The sequence below is a fragment of the Desulfobulbus alkaliphilus genome (genome assembly GCF_016918545.1).
Classification (GTDB): domain Bacteria; phylum Desulfobacterota; class Desulfobulbia; order Desulfobulbales; family Desulfobulbaceae; genus Desulfobulbus; species Desulfobulbus alkaliphilus.
On sequence record NZ_JAFFQC010000002.1, the window covers coordinates 68,009 to 83,559 of the forward strand.

Annotated in this window: 10 protein-coding genes and 1 tRNA gene; 8 read left to right on the forward strand and 3 right to left on the reverse strand. The window is 54.8% G+C overall.

The genetic code is table 11. The features are described 5' to 3' along the window. Window positions 1–792: 792 nt before the first annotated feature. From JWG43_RS01370 to JWG43_RS01400, 7 genes are all read left to right on the forward strand, one after another. Entirely contained in the window at window positions 793–1,458 is a 666-nt protein-coding gene (locus JWG43_RS01370; protein ID WP_205241017.1) for a GNAT family N-acetyltransferase, read from the forward strand. Between the two features lie 79 nt (window positions 1,459–1,537). After that, the gene (locus tag JWG43_RS01375) at window positions 1,538–4,084 is read left to right on the forward strand and encodes a heavy metal translocating P-type ATPase (RefSeq protein WP_205241018.1); all 2,547 of its coding nucleotides are present in this window, start codon (window positions 1,538–1,540) and stop codon (window positions 4,082–4,084) included. Between the two features lie 194 nt (window positions 4,085–4,278). Then, complete coding sequence (locus tag JWG43_RS01380) at window positions 4,279–4,974, forward strand: transposase (RefSeq protein ID WP_205241019.1); 696 nt, start codon at window positions 4,279–4,281, stop codon at window positions 4,972–4,974. Window positions 4,975–5,100: 126 nt separating this feature from the next. Then, the gene (locus JWG43_RS01385; RefSeq protein ID WP_205241020.1) at window positions 5,101–6,210 is read left to right on the forward strand and encodes a (Fe-S)-binding protein; all 1,110 of its coding nucleotides are present in this window, start codon (window positions 5,101–5,103) and stop codon (window positions 6,208–6,210) included. A 272-nt stretch (window positions 6,211–6,482) separates the two neighbouring features. Beyond that, window positions 6,483–7,721 carry a zinc-binding metallopeptidase family protein gene (locus JWG43_RS01390; protein WP_205241021.1) on the forward strand — a complete coding sequence of 413 codons (1,239 nt, stop codon included), beginning with the start codon at window positions 6,483–6,485 and terminating at the stop codon, window positions 7,719–7,721. Between the two features lie 347 nt (window positions 7,722–8,068). Continuing rightward, on the forward strand, window positions 8,069–8,233 hold the full coding sequence (locus JWG43_RS01395; RefSeq protein ID WP_205241022.1) for a hypothetical protein: 165 nt from the start codon (window positions 8,069–8,071) through the stop codon (window positions 8,231–8,233). 7 nt (window positions 8,234–8,240) lie between these two features. Then, window positions 8,241–9,086 carry a pirin family protein gene (locus JWG43_RS01400; RefSeq protein WP_205241023.1) on the forward strand — a complete coding sequence of 282 codons (846 nt, stop codon included), beginning with the start codon at window positions 8,241–8,243 and terminating at the stop codon, window positions 9,084–9,086. 96 nt (window positions 9,087–9,182) lie between these two features. On the opposite strand, the gene JWG43_RS01405 is transcribed toward JWG43_RS01400, so the two are convergent. The 3 genes from JWG43_RS01405 to JWG43_RS01415 form a co-directional block, all read right to left on the reverse strand. Continuing rightward, window positions 9,183–9,259, reverse strand: a tRNA-His gene (locus JWG43_RS01405). Between the two features lie 228 nt (window positions 9,260–9,487). Continuing rightward, complete coding sequence (locus JWG43_RS01410) at window positions 9,488–10,144, reverse strand: zinc ribbon domain-containing protein (protein ID WP_205241024.1); 657 nt, start codon at window positions 10,142–10,144, stop codon at window positions 9,488–9,490. 250 nt (window positions 10,145–10,394) lie between these two features. Then, on the reverse strand, window positions 10,395–12,080 hold the full coding sequence (locus JWG43_RS01415) for a prephenate dehydratase domain-containing protein (RefSeq protein ID WP_205241025.1): 1,686 nt from the start codon (window positions 12,078–12,080) through the stop codon (window positions 10,395–10,397). Window positions 12,081–12,554: 474 nt separating this feature from the next. Here JWG43_RS01415 and JWG43_RS01420 point away from each other — a divergent pair, with 474 nt between their 5' ends. Beyond that, window positions 12,555–15,518, forward strand: coding sequence for a DEAD/DEAH box helicase (locus JWG43_RS01420; protein ID WP_205241026.1), 2,964 nt, complete (start codon window positions 12,555–12,557; stop codon window positions 15,516–15,518). Window positions 15,519–15,551: the final 33 nt, after the last annotated feature.

Genomic DNA, 15,551 nt, shown 5'->3' on the forward strand with positions numbered 1-15,551 from the left:
CGCCGGTGTCCCCATGGGCATCACTGCCTGCCAATATCCTGCAAAGGTTTCTTCCAGCTCGAAGGACGGTGCGATGAAGTTACGGGGTATGAATCCGGTTGCGATCAAATCGAAAACCGAGAGGAGAAGTAAGGGTTGATGAGGGGCCCGATGACGCGTCGTATCTGGCCATCTATTTCGGTTTGTATTGGTCCGCAGGGTTGAAAGCGCCTCCAGGTAGCTGTCCAGTCTACCGCACATACTATCCTCATATCGGAGCGAGTCGTCTTAAAAAATCTTCAGTCTGGCAACCCAAGGGTGCATTGCGGAGAACAATGCTTAATGGTATGCATAGCAGATATTTTCAAAAAATGGAATGAGGCCTCTGCTTGATTTCATTGGCGGTAGGAGAAAAACTAATTCCTGAATCGGTGACGGCTGGGCTGTTGTTTGGGTATTATCGTACTGTTCCCGGAGAATACTTGGGGAATACTTTTCACAAGACGCCTGCACTCGCCTCCCTTAAGTGCGCCCGTCCGCACGTCAACTTCATTGCTCGTACCCAGCCGATACCGTGGCTTTTATGAATCCGTGACGGCTGGACGCTTGTTTTTGAAATATCTCACTGTAATAATATTATAATTGCAGCTAAACCCTTGAAAATAGCTTTCACCTGCCGCCTTTCGGGGTATCCGTCCGCACGCCATCTTCATTGCCCGTACCCGTCCGATACAGTGTACTTTAATCGAACGGCCACGAACAACGAAGCTGACGCACGGAAGAACACTCACTGATCCAGACAATTGAAACAGAATGCTCATTGAACCGCCCTCCTGCATGGCCACGGTGATCAGAGACTACCAAAAGAAGGATTACCAGGCCTGTGCAGCCCTGGTGGGGCAAACCTGGCAGTTTTCCCAGCACTTCAGCCCCCAGTCTTTCTGCGATGTCGCTCAATACGCCTATACCCATGGCTCGATCATGGGCAGCAACTTCGCCAGGGTGATCGAGAGCAACAAGGGGGTTGCAGGATTTCTGTTCGGTCGCAATGAGCGCAGGCCCCTTGCTGCAGGGGCGATGCAACTGGTGCTCTTCGAACTGATCTTTTTGAAGCGATTGTTTTGGGTGCGGTCGATGAGCCTGCGCAGGAAATCCGCCTTCATTGGTATACTCAAACGCCATGAACAGAACCGGAGCAAGGTGGAGCGCCGTGGTGCCAGCGAAATTAATCTCCTGGTGATTGAGCAGGGTCTACAGAGGCAAGAACAGGGAAGGCACCTGTTGTCCCTGTTTATTGATGACTGCATGGAACACGGAGTCGAACGGGTGATCGTTGAAACCAACCTTACTCAGGCTTCCGGCTTCTACGAAAAGTGTGGATTCTTGAAAATAGGGGATTTCGTTTCTCCTTTACATGAAATGGCCATGGGCAGCGGTTCAATGGCGGCCTTGTACGAGTGCAAACTGCCCATTCCATGAAAAATGATTGAAAAACAAGAGGATAAAAGCATCCTTATTTTTCAATTGCCCGTTTTTTAATACCACAAGGAAGATGATCATGAACAACGCTTCGCCAGTATCCGGAGAGCATACCTTTCACAAGGCTGAATATGCGATCCAGGGCATGACCTGCGCCACCTGTGTCAGACGGGTGGAAAACGCCCTGAATGCCCTCGAGGGCGTCCGCAAGGTTGCCGTCAACCTGGCCACGGAAACTGTGTCAGTGGAATGGGATCCGAAGGTCATCGAACCGGAACAGCTGTTTCAGGCCATACAACAGGCTGGTTACTCGGTGCGCCAAACAACCAGACCGGACGAGATAGAACTGGCGGTCAAGGGCATGACCTGCGCCGCCTGCGTCAGGCGGGTTGAAAATGCGCTGACAGCCCTGGATGGTGTCCTCCAGGCCTCGGTGAATCTCGCATCTGAAACCGCCCGGGTCCGGTTTTCCCCGGAACACGTCCAGCAGGATGCCATTGTCCAGGCTATCCGCGACGCAGGGTACGACACCTTCGAATTCCAGCAAAGCCAGGAATCGGCTACGGAGGTCCAGCGTCGGGAGATGCTGGCCCGACTGGTGGCCATGCGAACCAAACTGCTGCTGGCCGCGGCTTTTGCCGTCCCTCTGTTCATCGTTTCCATGGGCGAGATGGTCGGCCTGCCCATGCCTGCCCTGCTCAGCCCGCATCATGCGCCGTTCAATTTTGCCCTGCTTCAATTCCTGCTCACCCTGCCGGTCCTCTGGGCCGGTCGGGAATTCTACGCGCGGGGTTTTCCCAATCTCTGGAATCGCGTCCCTAACATGGATTCACTGATAGCCGTCGGCACGGGCGCGGCTTTTGTCTACAGCACCTGGAATCTGGTGGAAATAGCGCTGGGACGCGACCCCATGGCTAAGGCCATGGACCTGTACTTTGAATCCGCCGCCGTGATCATCACCATGGTCATACTCGGCAGATTTCTAGAGACCCGGTCCAAGGCACGCACCTCGGATGCCATCCGCCAACTGATGGAACTCGCTCCGAGGACTGCCACCCGTATCCGTGACGGCCACCAGGAAAGCATTGCCCTGGAACAGATCCGTCCGGGTGATGTACTCCTGGTCAGACCCGGTGAACGTATTCCCGTTGACGGACGGCTTGAGCAAGGCCAGACCAGCGTGGATGAATCCATGCTCACCGGCGAAAGCCTGCCGGTGGATAAAAAACAGGGTGATGCCCTGATCAGCGGCACCCTCAATGCGCATGGATCGATCCACATGGTGGCCGAACGTATCGGTCGGGATACGGTCCTGGCCAGAATCATCCGGCTTGTTCAGGAGGCCCAGGGTTCCAAGGCCCCCATCGCCAGCCTGGTGGATCGCCTCAGCCTGTATTTCGTTCCCGCGGTCATTGTTGTGGCCATTTTTTCCGGCTTATTCTGGTACTTCATCGGCCAGGAACCCTTCACCTTCGCCCTGCGCATCTTCATCGCTGTTCTGGTCATTGCCTGTCCCTGCGCCATGGGCCTGGCTACGCCAACGGCGATCATGGTCGGGACAGGACGCGGCGCGCAGCTCGGTGTACTCATCAAAGGTGGCGAGGTACTCGAAACCGCTTGCGGAATACAGGCTGTGGTCCTGGACAAAACCGGCACCCTGACCCAGGGGCGCCCGGCAATCACCGATATCATCCCGCTCGCCGACCACTCCTTAAGCGCAAACGAACTGTTGCGCCTGGCCGCCGCCGCCGAATCCCGCTCGGAGCATCCCCTGGCCAAGGCAGTGGTCGCCTCGGCCCGGGAACAGGGTCTGGAAGAACTGTCGGTTGATGATTTCGAGTATTTTCCTGGCCAAGGGATCAAGGCCAGGGTGGATGGACGCGACCTGCTTCTGGGCAACCAGCGTTTTCTTCTCCACCACACAGCAACGGAATCAGCTTCGGAGCAGGTGCAGTCCAAAGCCGCGGAACTCTCCAGTGCCGGCAAAACCGCCCTATTTATGGCTGTGGACGGCCGGCCCGCGGCTGTACTGGGCATTGCCGACCGCATCAAGCCCGAGGCTGAGGACGTGGTTGGCGCCTTAAAGGGCCGGGGCCTGCAGGTGGTCATGCTGACCGGCGATAATGCGCAAACAGCCCAAGCTGTGGCGGCCCAGGCCGGTATCGAAAACCTGCGGGCCGAAGTGCTGCCCGAAAACAAAGCCGAAGAGGTCAAGCGTCTGCAGCAACAGGGCCTCAAAGTGGCCATGGTCGGCGACGGCATCAATGACGCCCCTGCTCTGGCCCAGGCAGACCTGGGTGTGGCCATGGGCACGGGCATCGATGTGGCCATTGAATCCGGAGACATGGTTCTCATGAGCGGAAACCTTGCCGGCCTGGTTACGGCGCTGAACCTGAGTCGGGCCGTGGTCCGCAACATCAAGCAAAACCTGTTCTGGGCATTTGCCTACAACGTGATGGGTATTCCGGTCGCCGCCGGCCTGCTTTATGCCTTTGGCGGACCGACCCTCAGCCCGATGATCGCCGGCGGAGCCATGGCCATGAGTTCGGTTTCCGTGGTCAGCAATGCCTTGCGGCTGCGTTTTTTCAAGCCGGACCTGTCAGTGGCAGGCGGTCGCCATGTTTAAGAGAGGATAGATACCCTTATTTTTCAAGGCAAATGAGCTCACTGCGTCGACAACAGTGCTTCAACAAACCTGCCTTGCGCTTGCCGAAAAGGGAGATCATGTCACCCAGTTTTTCTGCAACAAAGCCATCACTCCAAAGGGGACAGATTTATATTATTCTTGAAGCAATTTCTCCTCTGTGATAATGAGGAGTCATGCCACGACAAGCCCGTTTCATCCTTGCCAACTATCCGCACCATATCATCCAGCGGGGCCACAACCGGCAAAATGTTTTTTCCGGCAACGACGACTACCTCTATTATCTGGACACTCTCGCGACCTGGAAAACCCAACTGGGATGCAAGGTGTACGCGTATTGCCTGATGGCCAACCATGTCCATCTGGTGATTGATCCTGGTGATACACCCGAGCACCTTGGCTTGCTCATGAAGCGGCTGGCGGGCAGGCAAACCAGGTATATCAATGCAATACAGAAACGGAGCGGCTCCTTGTGGGAAGGACGATACAAGTCCAGTCCGGTGCAGACCGATCCCTATCTGCAGACCTGCTGCCGCTATGTGGAACTGAATCCGGTACGGACCGGAATTGTTGACGATCCAGCAGACTATCTCTGGTCCAGTTGCCGGGCCAAGGTCCGCTGCAGCAAACAGCCATGGCTGGACCTCGATTCCTTTTACCTGAGCCTGGGGAAATCTGCTGCCCAGCGGGCACAAAAATATACCGTATGGCTTCAGGAAGCCACACCTGAAACAGAACTGCAACTCATCCGGACAGCAACTCAGCGGGGCCAGCTTATTGGTCATGCATGGCTTGCCGAAGAACTCTCCAGCAAATTCGACTATCCTCTTGTATTGCGAGGACCGGGGCGCCCGAAAAAAGAAGGGCAATAAACCCATCCTTGTCGCACTCACCTGGATCCGTGAGTGTTCGTCCGTGCGTCATCTTTAACATGGCCGAAACCGCCCCTGAAGGTGGTCCATGCGCTCTAGGATAAAAAAATAGAAACGGAACAGTCGATGACCGGACTGAAGTCCTTTCCGCTGGATCTTTCCAGCCAATTGACAGCGATCAGCACTCAGTGCAGCGAATGCGGTGCCTGTGTCAAATCCTGCGCCTTTCTCAAACACTACGGCACTCCCTCGGCTATCACCAGAAACCATGATTTCACCCAGGTCTCCTTCCTGGCGATGGCTTACGAATGCAGCCTCTGTGGGTTGTGTACCGCGGTCTGTCCGGAAAAACTCGAACCCAGCCGACTTTTTCTTACCCTGCGACGCATCTTTGTTGCCGCCGGACATTTTGATCCTTCGGTCTACCGTACCATTCTCGGCTATGAACACCGCGGTCGATCAAGACTTTTTGCCTATCAAGGACTCCCTGCCGATTGTGATACGGTCTTTTTTCCGGGCTGCAATCTGCCGGGCAGTCGCATGGCGACCACTCTCCACCTCTACGAGAAGCTCCGCTCAATTATTCCCGCTCTTGGCGTAGTTCTCAATTGCTGCAGCAAACCCTCCCATGACCTCGGCAGACAGGATCATTTTGAAGCGGTCTTCGGTGAGCTGCGGCACACGCTGCAGGGTCAGGGTGTCCGACGTGTGCTTGTCGCCTGCCCGAACTGCTATACAATTTTTCATCAGTACGGAGAAGGATTGTCCGTACAGACAATCTACGAGTATTTCGCGGTGGAACCGGGCACCGTACCCTTCCCCTCAGCCTGGGGAGCAATCAGTGTGCACGATCCCTGCGCCATGCGCAACTCTGAGGGAATCCAGCAGGCGGTCCGGAAGCTGCTCTCCGCCTTTGGCCTGGAACAAGTAGAAATGAAACACCAGGGCCCAAGAACGCTTTGCTGCGGCGAGGGAGGCATGGTCAGCACTGTACGCCCGGCCTTTGCCGAACGTTGGGTCAAATTGCGGAGGAAGGAGAGCGGAGGCCGCCGGCTGGTGACCTATTGCGCCGGTTGCTGCGGGTTTCTTGGCAAAACCATGCCAACGGTTCATCTGGCCGACCTGCTCTGCCAACCCGAGGCAGTTCGACTGGACAAAATCCCAGTGACTCGCCCCCCCTTGACGTACCTGCAACGCCTTCGTCTGAAACGGCGATTGCAGCAGCTTCTGCGGTGAAGTGACAATACACTGGAAAAAATGGGTATAAACATCTCTTATTATCTTTGACACAAATTACTCTATATGATAATAATTACAGCTAGTTCAATACAGGCAGGCTTATCTGTTCCAGTAGCAGGCCACGTTACCCTTGAGGATAAAGCCACCAGGCTCGTTGTAGGCTCCGAAAGAAAAAAAAATCTGGCACCCCGTCAGCATGCAAACATTAAAAAAAGCAGCTAAACCAGATAATTACATACCCCCGTGATTGGGTACACAGGAAGTACGGTATGACTACACCCCGTCCCAGCCTCATTGTCCTTGGCGCATCAGGCGGTGTTGCCCAAGCATTTCTGCAACTCCTGCCCAGTTCCCGCGCTGCACTTTCCACCCTGTATCTGGTGGATAAAACAGACTCCGTAACTCGCTGTCCGCACGTTCCGCACGCCAGGCTGAACTATCGGTTCATTGAAGCCGATGTCAATACTTCCCTGTCGGGGCTCCTCGCGCAGGCAGTGGAACGTGATGCCCATGTAATTGTCCTGGACCTCACCGACCAGATTACGCAACCCATCCTCCACACGGCCGATCTCCATGGGGTACACTACATCAACTGCTCCCTGAATGCCGAAGCAACCACGATGACCGGGTATCTGCCAACTCTGAAAAAGTTTGGCAGAGCATATACAAACGGGGCACATATGCTCAGTACAGGTATGAATCCCGGCATTATCAACCATATGGTTCTCGATGTCATCAAACGCTATGGAGTTCCCGAGAGTTATGTTGAATTCGAATATGACTCCGCCTTTCCCGCGGTTGATCCCGGCACACCTTTCATCACCTGGTCGAAACGACAATTTTTAGCTGAATCCGTTATCGATTACTCGGGGTACTGTGGTGAAGGTGGAAAATACCAGGAACTTGATGTTCCTGCCATAGTGCACCCTATCTCCATGGAGCAGTTCCTGCGTCCTATCCTCTCTCTCGACGAATACCCATTGGGAATGATTGTCCCCCACGATGAGATTATTTCCCTGTCTCAATACTTTGGCATTCCCGGCCAATTCGTATATGCCGTCCATCCGCTGTCATTGGAGAGATTGCGCTCCATCTACGCAGCCAGGGGTACTGTGCAAGAATTGGAGCTTACCCTGCTTAACAACATAGACACCCCCCTGCAGGGCTCTGACACAATCGGGGTGTGGCTGAAGTACAGAGACTATCGAGTCGGCTGCTGGTGCCAGGTCTTCCATAAGGATGTCATCGGCACCAACGCCACATTGTATATGGTTGCGGTCGGTGTCCTGGCCAGCTTGCTCGAATTTCTCCGGACATATCGCAGCTCGCCCGGGGTATCCAGCGTTGATGATCTGAATACGGAACGGTTACTCGGCACCGTCAAACGCTACATGCAAATTCATGAACGAATAGAGGATATCTATCCATACCAAATGGTCAATCCTCCGCAGGAAGAAGCATACGCTGCCCCTTCACAAGGGCGGGAGAAGCAAACCCTGAATCCGTGACGGCTGGACGCTTGTTTTGAATATATCTTGCTGTACTCATCGTATATTTGCAGCGGCCCCCTTGACAAAACCTTTCACCAGCCGCCCTTCGCGACGTTCGTCCGCACAACATCTTCATTGTCGTACCCGTCCGATAAATTCTCCTTTCATCGAACGGCCACGAACAGCGAAGCTGACGCACGGACGAACGTTCACGGATTCAGGTAAACGATATCGCAGAAAATTCTGCTGCGTTTCCTTGACATTCGGCACTTTTTTGATTTTCAGCGACCTGCCATCCACTCAAACGATATGAACAGAGGGGCTTTCAAGCTGTCCCATTCTTTTTTCCTTTCAGGAGGACCATAATGCAAGACAAGATGATTACCGTAACCTGTCCCAAGTGCGGCATCAAAATCACCAACCCAGTCAGTTGGTTTAAAAAACCCGGTGCCTGTTGTCCAGGCTGTCAACTTCGCCTCTCGACCGAGCGCTTCAAACGGGCAATCGAGGCAGCTGAACAATCCGCGTGACAATGAAATGAAAACATATCGCTCAGTCAAACAGGTCGTGGTCGGCAAAGAGACCCGTGATGGCGCGGGAGTTAAGCTGGTCCGTGTTTTCAGTAGGCGACACACCCTGGACTTTGATCCGTTTCTGATGATGGACGCCTTTGACAATGATCGACCCGAGGACTATATCAAAGGATTTCCCTGGCACCCTCATCGAGGCATCGAGACCATCACCTATCTCCTTGAAGGAAATGTGGAACATGGGGACAGCCTGGGCAACAAAGGCAATATTTTTGACGGGGACTGCCAATGGATGACCGCGGGAAGCGGAATCATTCATCAGGAAATGCCGCAGCCACCAGGGCGCATGCTGGGTGTACAGATCTGGCTCAACCTTGCGGCAAAAGACAAAATGGTGGCACCGGCATATGGAGATATTCTGGCCAAAAACATCCCCTGTATCCAGGATCAGGGATGTGAAATCAGGCTGGTGGCAGGCGAATACCGGGGAACAACCGGCGCTTTTACGGGCCGCTATGTGCAGCCAAACTTCATGGATGTCATAGTTCCTCCTCAGGGAACATGGGCTCTGGAAACGGTACCGGACCATACCTTATACACCTATATTTTCAGTGGGTCCGGATACTTCGATCCTGATATGCAAGCTATCCACGGCCCGAAAACTGCTCTCCTTTATAACCAGGGTGGCCGGTTCCAGGTAACAACCGCTGATGCACCTCTGCGGTTTATCCTGCTGTCCGCGCCTCGCCTCGATGAACCAATTGCCTGGGGAGGGCCGATTGTCATGAACACGCAAGACGAATTGGACCAGGCTTTTCGGGAGCTTGAGGAAGGGACTTTTATCAGGAAATAACAGAAAAAAAAAGGACAACGTCCCTTTCTCCCCTCCTGCGACAATGCACTTTATTGATGCAGGAAGGAAGAAAGGAACGCTGTCCCCTTATAAACCTGGGGTGAACGATGGGACTTGAACCCACGACCTCCGAGGCCACAACCCGGTGCTACCACCAGCTGAGCTACGTTCACCATGTTTTTTACGAGGGCTTGTATACCCTTAAGCTGCTTGTTTGGCAAGGGGAAAGTAGGTTAGTCGCTCCCCTTTACCAGGGCATACAGCCTTTCCCTTGCCGTTGCTGAACCTTTAGAGCGATTCAGACATCAGTGGGATAGCAGGGTGGCCGCGTCCGATGGCAAAGATACACAAGCGCGGTCCACCAACACAGGTACAAGCTTCGTTTGCAATCGGTGACGGGATCATGCGTTGAGCTGCCGCTGACAGTGCTTACAGACATTGGCACGAGCCTTGATCAGTTCAGCGCAATACGGGCACTCCTTGAGAAAATGAGCAGCCAGCACAGCTTTGATGGCCAGATTGACTTCCTGCTCAAGATGCCCATCGCGGAAGTTATAGTTACGAATTGGTTCGATACAGGCAATATCGTTCAACGGAACCAACAGGTGAGCCGCCTTTTTTCGGTCTTCGATCCGGACGCCTTCATCAAGCAACACCGCCAACACCGGTTCCAGTTGACCACGCTCGACACAGTGATCCAGGGCCTCGATGGCCTCCTGTCGCCGCTGATAATCAACATTGCGACGTTTAAGGGCTTCAAGATCGACCACACTGCCGGTAAAGGCCTCCTTGCCCACCACCATCATATTATAATTTTCTTTGGAATTAGGCATCTGCATGTGGCGATACGAACCGACATGGCCGTACTGATTGGAAATATGATCCCATCCGTTGACGAAGAGCGAGCATTCGTCGTTCAGGCAGATAAACAGGTATTCCGAGCCCCAGCCCAGTCCGTCACCGACATGAACTGGTGGAGCATGACAGAGGGTAAGTGTCTGTTCGCAATGCGGGCAGGCGTGTTTTTCTTCGATATATTGCAGAACGGTTGACAGCATGATCCGAACTCCTTTGATTATGGTAAAGTTGTGTCTGCCGGTTGTGGCAAAGGACAGGAAAGGCCGCCGACCGGCAGCTGAAATGGAATAGCTCAGCCTACACCGGTGGGTGGCGTCGGGCGGACAAACATGAAAACACACCAGGCAGCGAAAAGCAGCAACAGGACATAACGGTTTCGTCGTTTGTTGTTCATGGTCTAAAAATAACCATTCACCGGACCCTGGTCAACCGCACTCGAATCTTCACGCGTCAAATCATCCGCCCCAGCACTTCATCGACGGCCTTGGCCTGATCCATACGGGCTCGCAGAAAATGTTCACTGAGATGTTCAGCGTTCTGATCCATGAGAAGGCAAAGACCGGAAATCGAGGCTTCGTCGGCCATGCGGATCACCCTGTCCAGGTTCCTGGCGAAATCGGTGACGATCTTGCGGCTGTCACCGGCGGTGGACATGATCTCGGCATAGGTCCGGGGGTTCTGGGAATGAACCCGTGCCATGGCAAGGATGGGATAAAGAGAGGTCAGCGTGCAGTGACTGGCGATGTCATCGCTGGTAATACCATTGTCGTTCAGGGTCATGGCCAGAGCCACCGAAATCATGGTGGGCAGTTTCTGGCCAATACCCATGAGCAGATCGTGCTGCGACGGAGTATCGTGAAAGATATCAGCACCATGCTTATAGAGAAATGCTTCAAATTCGCTGCAGAACATGCCGCTTCTGGAGGTGCGGACCACGATGGCATTTTTGTCCTTCATGGTGGCCGCCTGGGGCCCCCAGAGGTTATGTACCAGCATGACCTCGACATCATTGTCCGTGACCGCCAGAGCGGTTTTGATGGTCTCTTCCGATTCACCAGCCAGGAGAACCAGGGCTTTACCACCAGCGACCAGGGGACCGTATTGACGGATGGTCGCTGAGGTTACCGAGATCGGCACGCAGATCACCACCACATCCACCCGGGCGATCATTTCCTCCGGTCGCAATGTGGTGGTGCGGCCACTCAGCAGAACCTCATAACCCTCGCTTTCCAGTCGCCGAGCAAACCAGGTGCTCATGGAACCGGTGCCAATGAAGCCGAAGGATTTAATGTACTTGGTCCGCATATCAACCCGGGGGAAGCTGCCCAGCAGACGGATGGCCCCGCGTTGCTGGATTACTCTGGCTTCGATATGCTCGATGGCGCTGGCCATGTTGTCGTTGCGGATATGCCCTTCAGCCTCGAGGTATATCCGCAGCTTCTGGGTCTTGATATCGTTTTCCGTGCGCATATCGACGATATTGATCCCCCGGCGGGAAAACTCACTGAGAATGTCCACCAGAATGCCAACCCGGTCATCCAGGGGTTCGGTTATCAAAGCAGTGGCATCGTATCCGGTGACCGTGGCCAAGCGATGGCCAAGAACGGCGTAGCGGGTTCGGTTATGAGGTGCCACCTCACGCTCGATAATGTGCAGACCATGACTGGTCAGGGTTTCGGCGGCATCGATCACCGCGGTTCCCCGTGCCCTGTTCAAAGCCCGAATCTCGGCAATGGCCGCAGCGATATCCCGAACGCTCATCTCGGAGATCCCAGGAAGGCGGTCTTCGATGAACTCTTCAGATTGATGAAACACTTCCCTTCGCCCAATCAGCAGACCGAGATCCCCGATCCTGTCACCCTCGGCAAACACCCCGAGGGACAGATTGGAGCGAAGAATGACATTGTCTACCCAGAAACCGGTTTTGATTTGATCGAAGAAACGGAAATATTGTTTCTTTTCCCCCTCACGGGTGTTGTACACTGGCAGGACGGCATAGTCAGCCTCATGGGCGTCAAAGGCCGTAAGCAAAGCGCCGACATGGGGGTAGGTTTGAATGGCAGCCGTGTTGTCGTAGTGGATGGCAGCCTGCCATGATTGAGACTGCTCCGGTCCAAGGGTTGCTATTGTTTTCATTGCCAGCCTTTGCTGTTGTTCTCATTTGTACTGAACTGTTCCTGTGACCTCTTGGGACTCTCGCTTTATCCACAACCACAGGTCTATCCCCGTCCCGCGGAATATGTCCTGAATCCGTGACGGCTGGATCTTGCTTTTTATATCTTGCTGCAATCAGATTGCAATTGCACCAGAATCCTTGATAATACCCTCACCAGCCGCCCTTCGGGGCGTCCGTTCGCACGTCAGTTTTATTGTCTGTGACCGTTCGATTAAAGGAGACAGTATCGGACGGTCACAGACAATGAAGATGGCGGGCGGGCGAACCCTCACGGTTCCAGGTATGTGGTATATTGGTCAACAGGAACAGTGCCCGCGAGAGCATGCCCTCCCCTCGTGCACAGCACGATTGGAGCCGTGTTGATCTTCCTGTTTGTCGGGCAATAATAAAGATGTTCACCCAAAATGACAAATCTATTATTCGGCTGAAACGCTATGGCCTTCGAATACGGCACAGTGGCGGAATATATCGCTGCTCTCAATACTTCAGGAAAATTCGGCCCCCAGGTAGCGGCGCAACGAACCTATGCGGCCACCACCGCCACCACCCGTCCCCCGGATTTACTCGCACCGGCACTGCGACAACTCCTCCATTCTGCCGGCTTTGCCGACCTGTACCGCCATCAGCACGAGGCCCTGAGCCATATTCGCGCCGGAAAGCATGTCGTTGTTGCTACCCCGACAGCCTCGGGCAAGAGCCTCATCTATATCCTACCGGTCTTTGAGGCCATTGGCGAGGATGAGACCGCCCACGCCCTGTTTCTTTTTCCGCTGAAAGCGCTGGCCCAGGATCAGCTGAAAACCATCGAAAAACTGTGGGCACTCTTGCCAGACACTTTCCGGCGGAACAGAGAACCCGCTGCCCTGTATGACGGTGACACCTCTGCGTACCGGCGGACAAAGATTCGCACCCAGCCGCCGCCGGTGCTCATCACCAATCCCGACATGCTCCACCTGTCACTGCTGCCCAACCATGATCGCTGGCAACATGTTTTCCGCGGCCTGCGCTATGTCATCATCGACGAGGTCCATACCTATCGGGGTGTTTTCGGCTCCCATGTGGCCTGGGTGATGCGACGGTTGCAGAGGATCTGCTCACTGTACGGGGCCCGGCCGACCTTTATTCTCGCCTCTGCCACCATCGGCAACCCCGGTGATCATGCCCGACGACTGCTCAATGTCCCGGTGACAACAATCCATAGCTCCGGAGCCGGGACCGCAGCGCGCAATGTTCTCCTCCTCAACCCCATCGACTCCGCAGCCGCCAGCGCCACTCAATTGCTTGAAGCCGCGGTCCACCGCGGCCTGCGAACTATTGTGTATTGTCAGTCACGCAAAATGACCGAACTGATCACTATCTGGACTGATCAACGCCTGAAGAAACTCAAAGGGCGCATTGCCTCGTACAGGTCCGGATTCCTCCCTGAGGAGCGACGTGGGATTGAAAAACGGTTGGCCAGCGGTGAACTGCTGGGGGTAATCTCAACCTCTGCCCTGGAACTGGGCATCGATATCGGCAATCTGGATATCTGCCTGCTGGTCGGCTACCCGGGATCGATCATGGCCACCTGGCAACGGGCAGGCCGGGTAGGCCGACAGCAGCGGGAATCCCTGGTGGTACTCATCGGCCACGAAGACGCCCTGGATCAGTATTTTATGCGGCATCCAGAGGATTTTTTCAATCGCACCGCGGAACCGGTGACCATGAACCCGGCCAATCCGCACATCGCTGGACCACATTTGGTTTGTGCCGCGGCGGAACACCCTCTGACCATCAATGACCCGCTGGTACAATCCGTGGAGCAGACAAGCCTGCTTTCGGAACTGGCCTCCAAAGGCCAATTGTTGCAGTCCGCCGGCGGCGACACCTGGTTTGCGGCCCGCAGGTATCCACAGCGCCAAATCAGCCTGCGCGGTGGCGGGGACACCTATTCCATTCTAGCGCAGCCACAGAGAATTCTGCTTGGCAATATCGACGGCTCTCGGGCGATCAGGGAATGCCACCCCGGTGCCATCTATCTGCACATGGCCCGAACCTATCATGTCGACAAGCTGGATTTCGACAGCCGCGAGGTTCTGGTCTCAGCGGTCAATCCTCCCTATTTCACCAGGGTGTTGAGCGAAAAGACGACTGAAATCCTGCAAGTACTCCATACCACCCGGCATGGGGCCAGTCAGGTTCACTACGGTGATCTCCGGGTCACGGAGCAGATCACCGGCTACCAGACAGTCGCCACCCGCGGTCAACGGGTGATCAGCCGGACCCCCCTGGACATGCCGCCACGGATCTTTACAACCAACGGATTCTGGATCGAGATTCCCGACTGGATCCGTGACCAGGTGGCATCGAAACAGCTGCATTTCATGGGTGGCATTCACGCCATTGAACATGCCCTCATCGGTTTGATGCCTCTGCTTGTCCTCTGTGACCGCAACGATCTGGGAGGTATTGCTCATCCCTGGCACCACCAGACCGGCGGGGCGGCAATCTTTGTCTACGACGGCTATGCCGGGGGCATGGGGTTGACCGAACAGGCGTTCGCCACCATCGACCAGTTGCTCACCCAAACTGGCGAAGCGATCGCCGCCTGCCCCTGTCAGCTCGGGTGCCCCTCCTGTATTCATTCGCCTAAATGCGGCTCCGGCAACCGGCCCATTGACAAAGAGGCGGCCCGATACATCCTTGAACAGCTTATCTCGTCTCCAGAACAGCGTCTGGACTGGCCGGAAATTCGGCCCAAGGTGAACATTCTTGCACGGACCCCGGAAAAGCAAGCGCCCGCACACTTTCTCCTGCCGCAACGATTTGGCGTTTTTGATGTGGAAACGCAGAAATCAGCTCAAGAAGTCGGCGGATGGCACCGGGCACATTTAATGCGCATCAGTGTTGCCGTACTGTATGAAAACGACAGGCAGCACTTCACGGCCTATACGGAAAAAAACATCCACGGTTTTATCGAACGGCTCTTTGCCCTGGATCTGGTGGTGGGATTCAACAATAAACGTTTTGACAACAAGGTCCTTTCCACATATACCGACCGGGATCTCGCCGCCCTGCCCGCCTTTGATATCCTCGAGGCGATTACCAATCAACTCGGCTACCGTCTCAGCCTGGACAGGTTGGCGGAACATACGCTGCAAAAACGAAAAGAAGGCGATGGCCTGCTGGCACTGCGCTGGTTTCGGGAAGGACGACTGGATAAACTCACCGAGTACTGCCGGACCGATGTCGCCTTCACGAGGGATCTTTTGCTGTTCGGACTCCGGCAGGGTTATCTGCTGTTCAGGAATAAGGCGGGCCAGACAGTTCGGCTGCCGGTTGATTTTGGTCGGTTGATAACGGCGCTGCTCGAGCGCGGAAAGCAGGGAACCGTTCACCAGCGGTCGATTGGTGGTTGATGGGGTTTCACCTTGAATCGAGTGCTGGTAAAA